Consider the following 15814-nt stretch of genomic DNA (forward strand, 5'->3'; position numbering starts at 1 on the left):
TCACCATGTTCGAGCCCGCGCAGGACAATCCCTACCCCGACACCCACACCCCGGGCGAGGGCCCCGACCCTCACCCGCTGCTGGCGCCGGTGCTGCCCCTGCTGGGGCGCTGGCACGGCCGGGGCGAGGGCGAGTACCCGACGCTGGAGCGGGACTTCCGCTACGAGCAGGAGATCACCTTCAGCCACGACGGCCGCCCCTTCCTGCGCTACGAGGCACGCGCCTGGATCGTCGACGAATCCGGAGCACCGGTGCGCCCGGCCGGGCGCGAGGCCGGATGGTGGCGGGCCACGCCCGACGGCACCCTGGAGGTCGTGCTCGCCCACCCGACCGGGATCGTCGAGACCTACGTCGGCACCGTCTCCGGCCCGGAGATCGAGATCGAGACCAAGGACGTGGCGCTGACCCCGCTCGCCAAGGAAGTCACCGGCACCCGCCGCCGCTACAGCCTCGACGGCGACCGGCTGACGGTGCTGCACGACATGGCGGCGGTGGGCCAGCCCCTCCAGCACCACCTGACGACGCGTCTGCGGCGACGCTCCTCCTGACCGGGGCGGCGCGACGGGGGTGGCATCAGCACCACCCCCGACACGGGTGACAGGGGGATCGCGGGGTGCCCGCTCCCCCGGCGAGGGTGGTGGTGACCGATCGACAGGTCCGCACCGATCCGCTCCGACGGGGAGAACACCCTCATATGCGCCTCTTCAGCACACCCGCCCGGTGGGCCGCCGCCACCGCCGCGTGCGCGGCCCTCGCCCTGACGGCCCTGCCCGCGTCCCCGGCGGGCGCCGCGCCCGCGCCCGGCACCCCGCCCACGCCCGCCCGGTACGCGCAGCAGCTGCTCGACTGGCAGCCCTGCGCCTCCGGTTCGCTGGAGTGCGCCTCGATGGCCGTCCCCCGGGACTGGTACCACCCCGGGGACGGCCCGGACCTGACCGTGCGGGTGTCGCGGCACCGGGCCACGGACCCCGCCGCCCGGCGCGGTGTCCTGATGACGGCCGCCGGCGGGCCGGGCGCCTCCGGCCTGGAGCGGCCGGCGAGGCTGGCGGCGTACGCGCCGAAGCTGGCGGCCGCCTACGACATCGTCGGCTTCGACCAGCGCGGCGTCGGCGAGAGCACTCGCGTGGTGTGCTCGGACCAGGACAAGGTCGACGCCCTCTTCTCCAGCGGCGACCTGCGCGACCGCTCGGCGGAGGCGGTCCGCGAAACCCTGCGGCGCACGCGGGAGTTCGTGGCCGACTGCCGACGGAACTCGGGCGGGCTGCTGCCCTTCGTCACGACCGACCAGGCCGTGCACGACATGGACCTGTACCGGTCGCTGCTCGGCGCCCCCAAGGTCTCCTACTACGGCCCCTCCTACGCCACCTTCCTCGGCGCGTACTACGCCACCGAGTTCCCGGCCCGCGTCGAGCGGGTGGTCCTCGACAGCAACGTCGACTTCACCGGCAGCTGGCAGGACTTTCTCACGGGGCAGCCGCTGAGCTTCCAGCGCCGCTTCGAGGAGGACTTCCTGCCGTGGCTGGCGGCGAACGACGCCACCTACCACCAGGGGGCCACCCCCCAGGAGGCCAAGGCCGGTTACGAGCGGCTGCGCGGCGTCCTGCGGGAACGGCCGCTGGACCTGGAAGGGACGGTGATCACCGCCAACCACCTCGACGCGGCCGCGACCTCGATCATCTACCGCGGTGACCGGTTCCCGGACCTGGCGGGGCTGCTCGCCCTGCTGCGGGACCCGCAGGCCGCGCCGCCCGCCACCCGGGAGGCCGTCGCCCGCAACCTGCGGCACCCGCTGACGGCGGAGTTCGCCGCCGACTTCTTCACCGTCGTGTGCTCGGACACCCCGTGGACGCGCGGCACCGGCTACTGGGTGCGCAGGAGCGAGGCGGACACCCGTACCCACCCGATGGCCGGGGCGCGGGAGCTGACCTTCGCGTCGGTCTGCGCCGCCTGGCCGCGCTCCGGGGCGCCGCGCGTCGAGGTCACCGGGCGGGGGCTGCCGCCGACGCTGATGCTGAACTCCCTGCACGACCCGGCGACCCACTACGAAGGGGCGCTGCGGGCGCACCGCAGGTTCGAGGGATCCCGTCTGATCACGGTGGGCGGCGGTGACCACGGCGTCTACCAGGCGGGCAACTCCTGCGTGGACGCGTACGTCGAGGGCTTCCTGCTCGACGGGCGGCTGCCCGAGCGGGACGCCGCCTGCGCGGGCAAGCCGCTGCCGGGGGCCGCGGCGCGGAGCTGAACCCCCGCCGCGCCCGGACCCCTTCGCGGGGCCCGGGCGCGGCGGCGTGCGGGGGTCGGATCAGGCGGAGGAGCCGCTGTCGACGACCAGGTCGGTGCCGACGACGGACCCGGCCGCGGCGGAGGCCAGGTACAGCACGGCGGCCGCCACCTCCTCGGCCTCCGCGACCCGGCCGAGGGGGTTCTCCGTCTTGACCCGCTCGGCCCGGTCGGCCTCGGTCTCACCGGCCCGCAGCGACATGGGGGCGGCGGCGGCTCCCGGGCTGACGGCGTTGATGCGGACGCCGTCCCGGATGTGGTCGAGGGCGGCGGCTCGGGTCAGCGCGGACACCGCGGCCTTGGAGGTGATGTACGCCGAGGCGTTCGGGATCCGGCTGTGGGCGCCCAGGTTGGAGGAGATGTTGACGACGGCGCCGCCGCCGTTCTCCTTCATGTGGGCGATCTCGTGCTTCATGGCCAGCCAGACGCCGGTGACGTTGGTCCGGATCACCTCGTCCCAGTCCTCTTCGAGGATCTCGGCGGAGGGGACCGTGCCGCGGAGTATCCCGGCGTTGTTGACGGCGATGTCGAGGCCGCCGAAGCGGGTGACGGTCTCCTGGACGAGCTCGCGGAGCCGGTCGGAGTCGGTGACGTCGGCGGTGACGGCGGCCGCGGTGCCGCCGGCCGCCTCCACGAGGCGTACGGTCTCCTCCAGCGAGGCGGCGGTACGTCCGGCGGCGACCACCGAGGCGCCTTCGGCGGCGAAGGCGAGGGCGATGGCCCGGCCGAGGCCGGATCCCGCGCCGGTGACCAGGACGGACTTGCCGGTGAAGCGGTTCATTTCGATGACTCCCTTGAGTGGGTGGGCTGTCGGGCTGTTCGGCTACTTGGTACGGCGGTGGTGCAGGAGGGCGACGGCGGCGAACGCGGCCGCCGTCGCGGCGAGCGACGCGCGGTCGCTGCCGAGGGTGAGGAGGAGGGCGAACAGGACGGTCGGGCCGCATTCCATGGCCGTGTTCAGGACGCCGCCCGCGAGGCCCGTGTGCTCGGGCGGGACCCCTTCGGTCGCGAGGACGGCGCCTCCGGCGAAGGAGGCCGCGCCGCCCGCCGCCAGCAGGAGGAGGCCGGGCAGCAGGCCCAGGGCGTACGGGGTGTCCGTGCCCGGACCGGTCAGCGCGAGGAGCGCGAGCCCGGCCCCGGCCGTGGCGAGCCCGCCGGCGGTGACGGCCCGGGCCCCGAAGCGGGCGGTCAGCGGGCGCGCCGCACGGCCGGCGGCGATGAGGACGACGGCGTAGGGCACGAAGGCGGCGGACGTCCGCAGCGGTGACCAGTCGCGGACCTGCTGGAAGTCGAGCGAGAGCAGGACGAAGGTGCTCGCGGTCCCGCAGGCGGTCAGGGCGATGGCCGCGAGGGCGCCGGCCCTGCGGCGGTCGCGCAGGAAGCCGGGCGGCAGCAGCGGATCGCGGGCCCGGCGCTCGGCGTGGAGGAACGCGGCGAGCAGGACGGCCCCGGTGGTCAGGGGGACGAGGACGGCCGCCGAGGTCCAGGGGTGGGCGTCGGTGACGACGAGGCCGTAGCTGACGAGGGTGATGCCGGCGGTGGCGAGCAGGGCCCCGGGCAGGTCCAGGCTCCGGCCCCGGCCCGGCGGGGTGCGCGGCAGCAGCCGGGGCGCGAGGGCGAGCGCGGCCAGCGCCACGGCCGGGGGTACGGCCAGGGCCCAGCGCCAGTTCAGCAGGGCGGAGACGACCCCGGAGAGCAGGTTGCCCGCGGTGGCGCCGAGGACCGAGAGCCCGCCCCAGGTGGCCATCGCCCTGCCGTACGCGGCGGGGGCGGGGAAGAGGGCGCGCAGGACCGCCATGGCCGCGGGGGCGACGAGGGCCGCTCCGGCGCCCTGTGCGAAGCGTGCGGCGAGCAGCGCGTCCGCGCCGGGGGCGAGCGGCGCCGCGAGCGACGCGGCGCAGAAGACGGCCAGGCCCACGGTGAGGGCGCGGCGGCCGCCGTACCGGTCGGCGAGGCGGCCGCCCAGGAGCAGCAGTCCGGCGAAGCTCAGTCCGTATGCGGCGCTGAGCAGGATCAGGTCGGACCGCTGGAGGGTGAACTCACGGGCGATCCGGGGCAGCGGGACGGTGGTGGCGGCGAGCGTGAAGATCAGGGTGATCTGGACGGCGCCGAGCAGCGCGAAGGCCGGGCCGGTCCTGGTGGTGCCGTGGGCAGTGGTGCTGTCGACGGTGGTGTCGTCGACAGCGGTGTCGTGGGCGGTGGTTTCGGTGGCGGTCGTGCCCCTCCCCATCTCCCCTCCCCCTTATATTTGAATGAACGGTTCAGTATGCGGGCATGCGCAAGGGAGCCGTGAGGGCTCCCCCGGTCAGGAAGTGGTCAGTCCAGCAGGGCCAGCGCCTGTTCGGCGGCGCCCCTGACGCGGGCCGGGTCGTCCGAGGCCTTGCCGACGACCCGCACCCCTTGCAGCAGGACCAGCAGCATCCGGGCCAGCCCGCGCGGGTCCCGCTCCGGCGGCAGCTCGCCCTGGGCCTGGGCCCGTACGAGGGACGAGTGCAGCAGGGCTTCCAGCCGGTCCCAGCTCGACTCGACCCGGCGGGCCGCCACCGGGTCGTGGGGCCCCAGCTCGGCGGCGGTGTTGGTGACGAAGCAGCCGCTGCGCCGGTCCTCGGCGGAGCCCGCCTCGGCGGCGAAGCGGCGCACCAGCGCCCGTACCGCCGGCAGGGCCGGCCCTGGCTGGGACAGCTCCGCGACGAGCCGCGGGTCGACGGACTCGGCGTACCGGTCCAGAGCCTTGAGGTACAGCTCGTGCTTGCTGCCGAAGGTGGCGTAGATGCTCGCCCGGCCGATGCCGAGGTGCTCGACGAGGTCCGCCACCGACGTCGCCTCGTAGCCGCGCCGCCAGAACAGCTCGAGAGCCGACTGCAGCACGGCGTCCGGATCGAATTCCTTGGTCCTGGCCATGGAGATGATCTTAGAGCCATTTGGAACGAACGGTCAACAATGCGGGGACGGCTTTCCGGGACCGGATCGGGCGGGCCCCCTCGACGCGCCGCGCCGCCCCATCCGTGCTGTCCTCGGTAGGGGGGAAGCCGGAGGAAGACCGAGAGCCGAGGAGGAACCGTGAACAGGAACCTGCGGGCCCGGGACATCATGACCGGGGATGTGCAGTGCGTCCGGCAGGACCAGACCCTGCTGGACGCGTCGCGGATGATGCGCGACCTGAACGTCGGCTGCCTGCCCATCTGCGGGAACGACGAGCGCCTCCAGGGGCTGATCACCGACCGCGACATCGTCGTCAAGTGCTGCGCCGAGGGCAAGGACCCCGCCCAGGTGCGGGCCGGCGAGCTGGGCGGGGTCCTGCACTGGGTGGACTCCGAGAGCAGCGCCCAGGAGGCCGTGGACACCATGGAGGTCCACCAGATCAAGCGGCTGCCGGTCATCGACGTGGCGGGCGGGCACCGCCTCGTCGGCATGATCACCGAGGCGAACCTCGCGAAGAACCTCTCCGACGAGGACATCGCCGAGTTCGCCGTCCGCGTCTACGCCGCCAACTAGGGCCGCGCTCGAGACCGGGAGGGAACGGCCTCGGCCGTTCCCTCCCGGTCGTCGTCCGCACTTTTCGAGTCCGGCTCGAGCCGGTCTCGAGTCGGACTCGAGCCGCGGTCACTCCGCGGTCACTCCACGGTGGCGTGCGGGTACTGCGGTGAACGGCCCTGATAGGCGAGGATGCTGGGGTTCTGGACGACGCCGTCGCGCACCTCCAGGGCCCGCCGGACGGTCTCGTCGGCGTCCCAGGCCTGCGGGTCGGCGACGATCGGCAGGTAGCGCAGGGCGGCGCTGCTCAGCTCCCAGGTGGCGGAGTCCCACAGCAGGGACGGGCTGTGGTCGACCGCGTAGTAGCGGACGTGGTCCCCGACGGTGACGAGAGGCTCGTCGAACGAGGTGGGGCGGGCCCAGCCGAAGCCCATGGCCACGTCGCAGGAGACGTCGACGACGAGCGCACCGGAGGGGAACCGGGGCAGGTCGTCCTCGGTGAGGTAGACCTGCGGCGCGTCGATGTCCTGCATCACGCAGTTGACGACGATGTCGTGCTCGGCGAGGAACTCGGCCAGCTTGGCCGTGCCACCGCCCTGCACGGTCACGGTGCTCGCGGCCGGATCGGCCTGGTCGTAGTGGAGTTGAGCCATCCGGGCGGAGTCGTCGGGCGGGGTGACGGCGGAGCTCGGACGCTGGGTGACGACGCTCAGTTCGCGCACGCCGTGGGCCTGGAGGGCGCGCGCGGCGCCCTGCCCCGTGGACCCGAACCCGAGGACGACCGCCTTCTCCAGGGGCCTCCCCCACGCCCCGGTCCGCCCGAGGCACTGCAGGGCGTGCTGGACCGAGCAGTAGCCGGCGATCTCGCTGACGCGGTGGAACACGAAGCGGTCCGTGTCACTGCCTTCGGGCCGGTCGCGCATGGCCTCCTTGGAGATCACGGTCAGCTTGCGGTCGATGGCCAGCTGCGTCGTCTCCATGTTCTGGGCGAAGTGCGGCGCCCCCCACAGGATCTGACCGTCCCGCAGCTCGGCCATGTCGCGGGGGGTGGCCTTGAACATCATGACGAGGTCGGAGCGGCGTATCAGCTCGTCGCGCGGCAGCAGGCCGGCGACCTGGGGGGCGAGCTGTTCGTCCGAGAATCCGAACCGGCTGCCATAGCCGGACTCGAGGAACATTCGACTGCGGATCGAGGCATCGATGAGCGGTAAGTGGGCGGGGTGCAGGGGGGCGCGCTTCTCGTGCTTCTTGTGGGTGGAAGCGAGGACACCGATGCTGAGCTGATTCATGTTGACAAGTCTGTGTATATGTTTAACTAACCGTCAAATCCTCCTAGTTAACTTCTGGTGGCAATGGTGAATCACACAAGCTCCGAGATCGTCCGCGATCTCACGGTGCAGGGGTACGCGTTAACGCAGGGTCCGCTGAATCCGCAGGAGGCTGCCGCGCTGGCGGGAACCCTGGGCACCCTGGTCCCGCAGAGCACCGGCGAGTTGACCTACGACATCATGGCCCACCCCGGCTTCGAGAAGGTCCGTGACACCCGCAGCGCCCACACGCTGCGGCCGCACACCGAAGCGCCGGGGCAGAACCCGCCGCCCCGCTATCTGGCCCTGCACTGCCGCGTCCAGGCGACCTGCGGCGGCGGCCAGACCATGCTCGCCGACGCGCACGCCTTCGTCGCGGGGCTGAGCGACCAGGACCGTCACCTGGTGCACGAGAGCGAGCTGTACTGGCCCTCCTACGTGGAGGACGCGGACGTCAAGGGGCTCTGGAAGCCCCTGGTCGAGCGGACGGAACACGGCACGATCAACCGCCTGAGCTGCACCCTCCTGCGGACCGGCGGCTACTCCGAGGACCTCGACGAACAGGCCGGCCCCCACGAACCGCCGCTGGGCGCCGAGGGCGTGGCGCTCGCCCAGCAGGCGCTGGACTTCTTCCAGGACAACAAGGTGTCGGTCCTCATCCCCGAGGACGCGATGCTGATCTGGGACAACCACCGGATGTTCCACTCGCGTTCGGCCTTCACCGACACCCGGCGCCGCCTCACCCGCTACTGGATCGCCGACTGACGCGGCGGCCGCGCACCGCGGCCCCGGCCGCGGTGCGCCGCGCCGCGCCCCCTCCCCCCTCCACCCCCCGCCGAACGGCACTCGCGACACGAAGGGCACGACACTGCACGCCTACCGCCGGGTACTGAGCACTCCCGGACTGCCCTCGATGCTCCTGCTCGGCTCGCTGGTCAAGATCCCGCTGGTGGCCGTCCCGCTGGTCCTCACCCTGCACCTGACGGCCACGCAGCAACTCGGCTACGCACAGGCCGGGTCGGTCATCGCCCTGTGGACCGCCGGCGCCGCCGTGGGCTCCCCGTTCCAGGGACGCCGCATCGACCGGCACGGACTGCGCCCGGTGCTGGTCGTCGCCACCGTGACCCAGGCCCTGTTCTGGGCACTGGTGGCGCAACTGCCGTACGCCGCCCTGCTCGTGGCCGCCCCGCTGTCGGGGCTGCTCATCGTCCAGGGATCGACGATCTCCCGCCTGGCCATCACCGGCCTGGTACCCGAGGAGGACCGTCACACGGCCTTCGCCGTGGACTCCACGCTCACCACCGTCTCGTACCTGACCGGCCCGTCGCTCGCCGTCGTACTGGCGACCCAGGCCTCGACCACCCTCGCCGTCCGGACGGTCGGGCTGCTGCTGGTCCTCGGCTGCCTGGCCGTGATCGTCCGCAACCCCCGTCCGCGATCCCGCGCCGAGGACCGGCCGTCGGACGCCCCGCTGCCCCCGCTGCGCCAGTGGCTCAACCGGCCACTGGTCGCGACCTGCGCGTGCGCGCTCGCCGCCGGGATGTTCTCCTCCGGCGCGGAGCTGGGGATCGTCGGGGTCCTGCGCGCGCACGACCAGACGGCGTGGCTCAGCCCCGTCCTGGTCGGTGTCGGCCTGTGCTCGATCGTCGGCGGTCTCCTCTACGGGAGCCTGTCGCGGCGCCCTCCGGCGGCGTTGACCGTCGCCGCCCTGGGAGCCGTGACGATCCCCGTCGGCCTCGTGGGCGGTGTGCCCTGGCTGGCCGTGGCACTGCTGCCCGCCGCCCTGCTGAACGCACCGGCCTACGCCTCCACCGCGACCGCCGCCAGCACCTTCGCCGTGAGCGGGGCCCGGGCCTCGGCGCTGAGCCTGTACTCCACCGCGACGGCCGTCGGCGCCGCGCTCGGCGGGCCGCTCGTCGGCACGGCCCTGGACCACGGGGACGCCTCCTGGGGCTTCGCCGCGGTCGGTGCCTGCGTCCTGCTCGTCTCCCTGGCGGCCTGGCCCGCGATGCGCCCGCGCGCACGGGCCGTACCCGCCGCCCCGTCCGACACTTCCGCCCACCGTGAGAAAGAGAACCGCTGATGTCCGCCGTGCCCCACGTCGTCCTCGTCGATCCCTACATACCGGCCCTGCGGCTCGCCGAAGAGTTCCGGCAGGCCGGGGCGGCGCTGATCAGGGTGCAGAGCACCGCGGAGGTGCCCGCCGTCTACCGGGCGTCGTACACGCCGGACGGCTACGTGGACACCATCGTCCACGAGGACCTCGCCACCACCGTCGAGCGTCTCGCCGCATACGCCCCGGTGGCCGTCGTGGCCGGTGGGGAGCTCGGCGTCCCCCTCACCGACGCGCTCAGCTCGGCGCTCGGCCTCGCCGGCAACGGCGTGGAGCTGAGCGAGGCCCGGCGCGACAAGTACGTGATGATCGAGACGATCAAGCGGGCCGGTGTTCCCGGGGCCCGTCAGCTCCAGGTCACCGGCGAGGAGGAGCTGGCGCAGTGGCACCGCGCCCTGGGCGGCCGCGTCGTCGTGAAGCCGCTGCGGAGCTCGGGCAACGACCACGTCTTCTTCTGCGACACGCCCGAGGAGTCCGTGGCCGCGTACCGGAAGACGGCCGGGAGCATCAACGTGTTCTCCGAGCGCAACGCCGGGGTGGTGGCTCAGGAGTACCTCAGCGGCACCGAGTACATGGTCAACACGGTGAGCCGGGACGGCCACCACCGGGTCTGTGAGATCTGGCGGACCACGCGGCTCGCCGTCAACGGCGTGTCGGACCTCCTCGACGGCATCTACCTGATGGCCCGCCGCGGTGAGGTGCAGGACCAGCTGGCCGCGTACGCGGAGCAGGTGCTCGACGCGCTCGGCATCCAGCACGGTCCGGCGCACCTGGAGGTGAAGGTGACCAACGACGGGCCGAGGCTCGTCGAGGTCGGCGCGCGCCTGTCCGGCGGCAGGCTGCCCCAGCACGCACAGCTGGCCATCGGCGAGTCCCAGCTCGACTGGACGGTGCGGGCGTTCCTCGACCCCGAGGGCTTCCACCGGCTGGCCGACGAGGACTACCGGCTGGCGCGGCACGTCGGTCACGTCGCGCTGGTCTCGCCCGTCGAAGGGGTGCTGCGGGGGTACCGCGGCCTGGACGCGATCCGGGGCCTGGAGGGCTTCCACGACCTCCAGCTCTACCTGCGGCCGGGTGAGCGGATCTCGCGCACCGTCGACGACATGACGTACGCCGGTTCCGCGCTCCTGGTGCACGAGACGGAGGAAGCGGTCCTGCGCGGCGCCGGCACCATCCGCTTCCTGGACGGCCCCGGCCTCTACGAGGTCGAACCGGAAGAGACCGCCTAGGTACTAGGCGGGGTGGCCGGCCTCGTCGGTCTGGTCGGCCTGGCTGGAGAACTTGTTCAGGAAGACGTCGTAGCGGCCGTCGGGACGGCGGGTGAGGGTGGCGCCGTCCTGCCAGGTGCCGTTGTCGGGCCACCACTGGCTGCCGTACGGGTCGCCCTGGTTCTGGTGGATGTTGTGGACGCCGAGCCCGTGGTCGAAGGGCTCGCCGAACACCAGGATCGGGCGGCCGGGCACGAGGATGGGTTCGAGGGCCTGCGCGGCGTCCAGGTTGGAGCCCGAGATCCAGGGGTGGGGCGGGTTCACCCGGTCCAGGAGTGCCTGCAGCCAGGCGGGCGGGCGCCTGAAGAAGAGGCAGCCGGGCCGGTGCGCGAGGGCCGGGTGGCGCAGGTAGTCCAGGGCGCCGGATCCGGAGCTCATGTCGAGTTCGTGGAAGCCCGGGGCCAGGGAGGGCACCGGGTCGAGGACGGAGGCGGCCAGGGTGAGGACCTTCCACTGGACCCCGGTGGTGGACTGCTTGCTGTCCACGTCGACGGCGCACCGGTAGCGGCCGGCGGGCGCGTCCACCTCCAGGTTGACGTGGAACCAGTGGCCCTGGGTGTCGGGCTGGTCGCGGAAGTGGCTGTGCAGCGTTCCTGACAGCACCCCGTAGGCGTCGAGCGGCATGCCGGGCAGTCAACCACCGGCTCCGCGCCGGGGGTGGGACGCGCGCCGGGGCTCAGGCGATTCCCACCGTGTAGGCGGCCCGGTAGCCGCCGGCTCCGCCCGCTCCGCCCGCTTCGGGACGGAGGGCCAGGGTCATGGCGGCGCCGGTGGCCCGGTAGCGGCTGTCGCGCTCGTTGGGGTGCGCGGGGGCGGGGCGGCGGGAGTAGGGGCGGCGGGCGTAGACCTGGCGCAGGAGGTCCTCGGGGAAGAAGAACTGCGAGGTCGTCCCGGCCCCGGAGCCGGGGCGGACCTTGAAGTGGATGTGCGGTGCCAGGCCCGCGTACCAGCCGGGGACGACCGTACGGAACACGCACCGGCCGGCCGTGTCGGTCACCTGGGTGCCGCGCAGGAAGGTGGCGCCGCCGGTGGAGTAGTCGCCCGCGGCGTCGGCGTGCCAGACGTCGACGGCGGCGTCCGCGAGCGGCCGGCAGCCCGCCGACACCCGGACCAGGGTGAGGTCGAGCCGCAGCGGTACCCCTTCGCGGCCCTCGGTGATGTCGGAGCGGACCTTGTCCAGGTCGAGGTAGTACGGCCCCTCCCCCGCCTCCGCGGTGAGCACGCAGGCGGGCGGGGGCGCGGCCGTGGAGCGCTGTCCGTCGGGGGCGGCGCAGGAGGCGGCCGAGGCGGTCAGCGCGGCGGCCAGCAGGACCGTACGACGGCTGGCTCGGGAGGTGTCGTGGTCGGCCATGCGAACCCCTCGGGGTGTTCCGGGGCCGGCGCACGCGGACGGCCGCCCATCGCGCCCACCGTGCCCCAGGGCGGCGTCGGCCGCCACGACCGACACGACCTAGGACTCAGCCCGTGCATTTGGTCCCCTCGAAGGAGTAAGGGGAGGTACGACCGCGCCGCGATGGAGACCTGCCCCACGTCGGCGGGGTTGTCGAGGGACTCGCGCTCCTCCTTGAGCCCGGACGCGACGGAGTCCCGCAGGGCGGTGACCTCCTTGCCCCACTTGACGGTGCCCGCGTCGGCCTTGCTGTGCGTGTAGTCGCCGTAGTGTCCGCAGACGCCGGGTCGGTGGCGGGGCGGCCGTCGGCCGCGACGGCGATCCCGGCAGGCCCCACGGGGCTCAGCGGCCGCCCCCCGCGGTGGCGCCGGGGCCCGGCTCGAAGCCCGCGAGGAGCTGTTCCAGGGCCGCCTGGTCGGGGCCCACGAAGGGGCTGAGGCCCGGGATGGTGCCGAGGGTGTCGATGAACCGTCCGGTCAGGCCGGTGGCGGGGGGCAGGTGGGTGCACAGGATGGTCTCGGGGTCCATGGTGCGCAGCGGTTCGACGGTGGCGAGGAAGCGGTCGGGGTCGACGAGCTGGACCCAGGGGCTGTCCACGCTGGCCCAGAGCCGCTGGGCTCCGCGCAGCTCCTCCGCGTCGAGGTCGGCGACGCCGGCGCCCGTGGCGGTCTCGGCGGTGGGCAGGGGGCCGCCGAAGCAGTCGGAGCTGAAGCAGGTGCGGGAGCGGTCGTCGTAGAAGCCGACGGTGGCCGGGTTGTCGAACAGCGGCGGCCGGAAGGCGTGCAGGGTGCGGTCTCCGACGTCCAGGCTCTGGCCGGGGTTGACGAGGTGGACCCGGTCCATGGGCACGGGCCGTTCGCAGGACATGATCCCGGCACCCATGAAGGTGGTGACGAGGCGGGCTCCGGGGGCGGCTTCGAGGAGGGCGAAGAGGCCGCCGGTGTGGTCGCGGTCGGGGTGGGTCAGCCAGATCCAGCGCACGTCGGCCGGGTCGATCACCGATCCGAGGGTGTTCAGGAAGTCCCGGTCGGGCAGTCCGAGGCCGGTGTCGACGACGACGGGCTGCTCGGCGTGCAGGACGAAGGCGTTGACGGGGATGAATCCGATGCCGGGCACTTCCAGGCAGTCGGCGAGGACGGTGGTGTCGGGCCCGGCCTGGTGCGTGTTCATGATCATCTCCACAGCCCTGCGGGGGGACGGGCGGCTCTTCCTCCATCGTGGCGCCGTCCGCCCGGGCCCGCGCGCGGGAGGGGGCGGCGGGGCGCGGGGTCCGGCCGGGGGCCGGCGGCCCGCCCGCTGGGGTCCGGCGGGCGGCCTAGGCCGACAGGGCCTGAGGGCCGCGCGCTCAGTTCGCGCAGGTCACGTCGCGGGCGGGGCGCTTTCCGGTGGTGAGGAACTGGGTGACGGTGCGGTCCCCGCAGGCGTTGCCGTTGCCGAGGTAGAGGCCGTGGCCGCCCTGCTCGACGGTGACGAGGACGGCGCGGTCGCCGAGGGCCTCGCGCATCTTCAGGCCCTTGGAGTGGGGGGTGGAGGGGTCGCGGCGGCTCTGGACCATGAGGACGTTGGAGGGGCCGTTCGCGGTGATCTTGGTGGGCTGCTCGTCGGGGGTGCTCTTCCAGTAGGAGCAGGGCTGCACGTTCACCGGCATGCCGGCGGTGAAGGGGTGCCGGGCCCGGTCCTCGTCGACGGCGCGCTGGAAGGAGGCGGTGGTCTCGCGCGGCCACGTCACGTCGTTGCAGATCACCGCGACCATCTGGGCGGCGTCCTCGTCGCGCAGCGGCTGGGCCAGCTCCGGCGGGAGGGCGGGGGTGTTCGCCGGGTCCTGGAGGGAGGCGAGGAGTTTGGCGAAGGCGGGGAAGCCGGCGTCGCTGTAGAGGGTGTTCTGCAGGGCCTGGCGCAGTCCGTTGCCGGTGAGGGGCACGCCGGGGGTGGTGGAGGGCCTCGGGGTGCGGTCCAGGGAGGCGGCGAGGGCCTGGAGCCGCGGCGCGACGTCCTCGGGGCGCTGCGCGAAGCGGAGGCCGTCCTTCTCGCGGTCGGGGTGGGCGGCCCAGGCGGCGAAGTCGGGGAGGCGGTCGTCGGCGCCCTGCGACATGTTCGCGAGCCAGCCCCGGGCGACGCGCTGCGGGTCGGGGTCGCCGCTGCTGTCGAGGACCCAGCGGTCGGTGCGCTCGGGGAACTTCTGCGCGTAGACGGCGCCCACGTAGGTGCCGTACGAGACTCCCCAGGCGGAGAGCTTGCGCTCGCCGAGGGTTTCGCGGAGCCGGTCCATGTCGCGGACCTGGTTGGCGGTGGTGAAGCTGCGCAGGACGGGGCCGCCGTTCTTGGCGCAGGCCTCGGCGATGCGCTGGGAGCGGGCGACGTTCTCGGAGATGTCGCCGTCCGGGGCCGGCCAGGCGCGCAGGCTGGTGAGGTAGCGGTCGCCGGGGGCGAGGTCGCAGTGGGCGGTGGTGCTGCCGCCGACGCCGCGGGGGTCGAAGGAGACGAGGTCGTAGGCGCCGGCCAGCTGCTTCTGGAGGGCGGCGCCCTTCTGCGTCAGGCGCTGGACGCCGGAGCCGCCGGGGCCGCCGGGCAGGACGACGAGGGTGCCGCGGCGGGCCTCGGGCCGGTCGCTGCGGATCCGGGAGACGGCGACGCTCACCTGGGGGCCGTCGGGGGCGTCGTAGTCGAGGGGGACGGGCAGTTCGGCGCATTCCTGGGTGGCCGGGCCGCCGGGCTTGGCGCAGGGGTGCCAGCTCAGGGCGGGGCGCTGCGCGCCGATCGTGTCGGCGGGGCCGTCCGCGAGAGCGGGGACGGTGGCGGTGAGGCCCGCGGCCGCGGTGGCGGCGCAGAGGGCGATCAGGAGGGCCTTGCTGCGGTAAGTGGTCATGGCGCAAGCCTCGTTGAAGCAGCGCCGGGGCCCCATCCGGCAGCCCGGTCGACCCTGGGTGGGGATATCCCCCCTGTCCGGCTCGGGCAGACCTGCGGGGAACGGCTGTGCCGGGGACGGGCGGTGGAGCGGTCACCGCCCGCCCCCGGCGGTTCAGGCGGCCGCCGGGGTGGTGTCCAGGACGGCCTTGCCCAGGATCCGGCGGGCGACGAGCCCTTCGGCGGCCTCGGCGGCGCGGGTCCAGGGGCCGCGCCAGCCGACCTGGGCGTCGAGGCGGCCGGATTCCAGCAGGGTGAGGAGGAAGCCGAGGTCCTTGCCGAGCGGGGTGCCCAGGTTGAAGTTCTCCAGCCGGCCCCGCGCGCTGTTGACCCGGGACTGCTCGAAGTCGATGACGGTCGCCTCCCCGGAGGCCTTCCCGATGGCCTGGACGACTCCGTCGTGCTCCAGCCGGTAGAAGGCGTCGGCGAGTTGGACTCCGCCCACGTTGTCCAGTACCCCGTAGACCGGCGCGGTCAGTTCGGCCGGGCTCCCGACGATCTCGGCGGCGCCCAGCTCGCGCAGCCCTTCCGCGCGGGCGGCGCTGCCGGCGGAGGCGACGACGTGCGCCCCGGCGAGGGCGGCCAGCTGGACGGCGAACCGGCCCACCCCGCCCGAGGCGCCGGTCACCAGGACCCGGCGGCCGAGGACCGAGCCCAGGCGGCGGACGGCCTGCAGGGCGGTGACCCCGGCCACGGGGAGCGCGCTGGCCGTGCCGAGGTCCACCGCGTCGGGTACGACGGCCAGTTCGGCGGTGTCCACGGCGCGCAGCCGGGCCCAGGCCCCGCCCCAGCCGAAGGTGACGACGCGGGTTCCGGCGGGCGGGCCCGAGCCGTCGTCGGCGGGGCGGACCACGACGCCCGCGGCGTCCCAGCCGGAGACGTAGCCGGGCCGGGTGCGGTCGGAGCGGTAGGCGATCTCCCCGAAGTTGAAGGAGACGGCGGAGACTTCGACGAGGGCCTGGCCGGGGCGCGGCTTGGGGTCCGGTGCGTCGGCCAGGCTCAGCCGCATGGGGGCCTGGGGGTCGAAGACGAGGGCTTGCATCTGTGTGCCTTTCTCGGCGGGGCGGGCCCGGTGCTT

General features: G+C 73.8%; 15 protein-coding genes. 6 read left to right on the plus strand and 9 right to left on the minus strand.

Annotated elements, in window-relative coordinates; genetic code table 11:
• Positions 1–5: 5 nt before the first annotated feature.
• Both OOK31_RS01340 and OOK31_RS01345 read left to right on the plus strand, forming a co-directional pair.
• Entirely contained in the window at positions 6–548 is a 543-nt protein-coding gene (locus OOK31_RS01340) for an FABP family protein (protein ID WP_267010437.1), read from the plus strand.
• Between the two features lie 146 nt (positions 549–694).
• Positions 695–2242: an alpha/beta hydrolase gene (locus OOK31_RS01345; RefSeq protein WP_267010438.1), complete on the plus strand. Its 1548-nt coding sequence runs from the start codon at positions 695–697 to the stop codon at positions 2240–2242.
• Between the two features lie 60 nt (positions 2243–2302).
• Here the strand turns inward: OOK31_RS01345 and OOK31_RS01350 are convergent, their stop codons facing one another.
• The 3 genes from OOK31_RS01350 to OOK31_RS01360 form a co-directional block, all read right to left on the minus strand.
• On the minus strand, positions 2303–3061 hold the full coding sequence (locus OOK31_RS01350; RefSeq protein WP_267010439.1) for an SDR family NAD(P)-dependent oxidoreductase: 759 nt from the start codon (positions 3059–3061) through the stop codon (positions 2303–2305).
• Positions 3062–3103: 42 nt separating this feature from the next.
• Positions 3104–4510 carry an MFS transporter gene (locus OOK31_RS01355; protein ID WP_267010440.1) on the minus strand — a complete coding sequence of 469 codons (1407 nt, stop codon included), beginning with the start codon at positions 4508–4510 and terminating at the stop codon, positions 3104–3106.
• 86 nt (positions 4511–4596) lie between these two features.
• Entirely contained in the window at positions 4597–5181 is a 585-nt protein-coding gene (locus tag OOK31_RS01360; protein ID WP_267010441.1) for a TetR/AcrR family transcriptional regulator, read from the minus strand.
• 159 nt (positions 5182–5340) lie between these two features.
• On the opposite strand from OOK31_RS01360, the gene OOK31_RS01365 reads away from it, so the two are divergent.
• Positions 5341–5775, plus strand: a complete 435-nt coding sequence (locus OOK31_RS01365) for a CBS domain-containing protein (protein WP_267010442.1) — start codon at positions 5341–5343, stop codon at positions 5773–5775.
• 119 nt (positions 5776–5894) lie between these two features.
• Here OOK31_RS01365 and OOK31_RS01370 read toward each other — a convergent pair whose 3' ends face one another.
• Positions 5895–7043 (minus strand): alanine dehydrogenase, encoded by a 1149-nt coding sequence (locus OOK31_RS01370; protein WP_267010443.1) that lies wholly within the window; start codon positions 7041–7043, stop codon positions 5895–5897.
• A 63-nt stretch (positions 7044–7106) separates the two neighbouring features.
• Here OOK31_RS01370 and OOK31_RS01375 point away from each other — a divergent pair, with 63 nt between their 5' ends.
• The 3 genes from OOK31_RS01375 to OOK31_RS01385 all read left to right on the plus strand — a co-directional run bounded on the left by OOK31_RS01375 (position 7107) and on the right by OOK31_RS01385 (position 10403).
• Complete coding sequence (locus tag OOK31_RS01375; protein WP_267010444.1) at positions 7107–7826, plus strand: TauD/TfdA family dioxygenase; 720 nt, start codon at positions 7107–7109, stop codon at positions 7824–7826.
• 148 nt (positions 7827–7974) lie between these two features.
• On the plus strand, positions 7975–9144 hold the full coding sequence (locus tag OOK31_RS01380; protein ID WP_267010445.1) for an MFS transporter: 1170 nt from the start codon (positions 7975–7977) through the stop codon (positions 9142–9144).
• Positions 9144–10403, plus strand: coding sequence for an ATP-grasp domain-containing protein (locus tag OOK31_RS01385; RefSeq protein ID WP_267010446.1), 1260 nt, complete (start codon positions 9144–9146; stop codon positions 10401–10403). The genes OOK31_RS01380 and OOK31_RS01385 overlap by 1 nt, the downstream gene beginning before the upstream one ends.
• 3 nt (positions 10404–10406) lie before the next feature.
• Here the strand turns inward: OOK31_RS01385 and OOK31_RS01390 are convergent, their stop codons facing one another.
• From OOK31_RS01390 to OOK31_RS01410, 5 genes are all read right to left on the minus strand, one after another.
• Complete coding sequence (locus OOK31_RS01390; RefSeq protein ID WP_267010447.1) at positions 10407–11066, minus strand: DUF2278 family protein; 660 nt, start codon at positions 11064–11066, stop codon at positions 10407–10409.
• A 52-nt stretch (positions 11067–11118) separates the two neighbouring features.
• The gene (locus OOK31_RS01395) at positions 11119–11793 is read right to left on the minus strand and encodes an intradiol ring-cleavage dioxygenase (RefSeq protein WP_267010448.1); all 675 of its coding nucleotides are present in this window, start codon (positions 11791–11793) and stop codon (positions 11119–11121) included.
• 381 nt (positions 11794–12174) lie between these two features.
• Positions 12175–13002, minus strand: a complete 828-nt coding sequence (locus OOK31_RS01400; RefSeq protein WP_267010449.1) for an MBL fold metallo-hydrolase — start codon at positions 13000–13002, stop codon at positions 12175–12177.
• A gap of 175 nt (positions 13003–13177) precedes the next feature.
• Entirely contained in the window at positions 13178–14698 is a 1521-nt protein-coding gene (locus tag OOK31_RS01405; RefSeq protein WP_267010450.1) for an alpha/beta hydrolase, read from the minus strand.
• Between the two features lie 153 nt (positions 14699–14851).
• Complete coding sequence (locus OOK31_RS01410) at positions 14852–15778, minus strand: zinc-binding dehydrogenase (protein WP_267010451.1); 927 nt, start codon at positions 15776–15778, stop codon at positions 14852–14854.
• Between the last annotated feature and the right edge of the window lie 36 nt (positions 15779–15814).

The organism is Streptomyces sp. NBC_00249 (genome assembly GCF_026342355.1).
In the GTDB taxonomy this organism is placed as follows: Bacteria; Actinomycetota; Actinomycetes; order Streptomycetales; family Streptomycetaceae; genus Streptomyces.

Coding starts and splice junctions, on each gene's coding strand:
- OOK31_RS01355 (WP_267010440.1), bottom strand. CDS start 4,510: ATGGGGAGGGGCACGACCGCCACCGAAACCACCGCCCACGACACCGCT.
- OOK31_RS01395 (WP_267010448.1), bottom strand. CDS start 11,793: ATGGCCGACCACGACACCTCCCGAGCCAGCCGTCGTACGGTCCTGCTG.
- OOK31_RS01360 (WP_267010441.1), bottom strand. CDS start 5,181: ATGGCCAGGACCAAGGAATTCGATCCGGACGCCGTGCTGCAGTCGGCT.
- OOK31_RS01390 (WP_267010447.1), bottom strand. CDS start 11,066: ATGCCGCTCGACGCCTACGGGGTGCTGTCAGGAACGCTGCACAGCCAC.
- OOK31_RS01375 (WP_267010444.1), top strand. CDS start 7,107: ATGGTGAATCACACAAGCTCCGAGATCGTCCGCGATCTCACGGTGCAG.
- OOK31_RS01410 (WP_267010451.1), bottom strand. CDS start 15,778: ATGCAAGCCCTCGTCTTCGACCCCCAGGCCCCCATGCGGCTGAGCCTG.
- OOK31_RS01345 (WP_267010438.1), top strand. CDS start 695: ATGCGCCTCTTCAGCACACCCGCCCGGTGGGCCGCCGCCACCGCCGCG.
- OOK31_RS01340 (WP_267010437.1), top strand. CDS start 6: ATGTTCGAGCCCGCGCAGGACAATCCCTACCCCGACACCCACACCCCG.
- OOK31_RS01370 (WP_267010443.1), bottom strand. CDS start 7,043: ATGAATCAGCTCAGCATCGGTGTCCTCGCTTCCACCCACAAGAAGCAC.
- OOK31_RS01385 (WP_267010446.1), top strand. CDS start 9,144: ATGTCCGCCGTGCCCCACGTCGTCCTCGTCGATCCCTACATACCGGCC.
- OOK31_RS01405 (WP_267010450.1), bottom strand. CDS start 14,698: ATGACCACTTACCGCAGCAAGGCCCTCCTGATCGCCCTCTGCGCCGCC.
- OOK31_RS01380 (WP_267010445.1), top strand. CDS start 7,975: ATGCTCCTGCTCGGCTCGCTGGTCAAGATCCCGCTGGTGGCCGTCCCG.
- OOK31_RS01350 (WP_267010439.1), bottom strand. CDS start 3,061: ATGAACCGCTTCACCGGCAAGTCCGTCCTGGTCACCGGCGCGGGATCC.
- OOK31_RS01400 (WP_267010449.1), bottom strand. CDS start 13,002: ATGAACACGCACCAGGCCGGGCCCGACACCACCGTCCTCGCCGACTGC.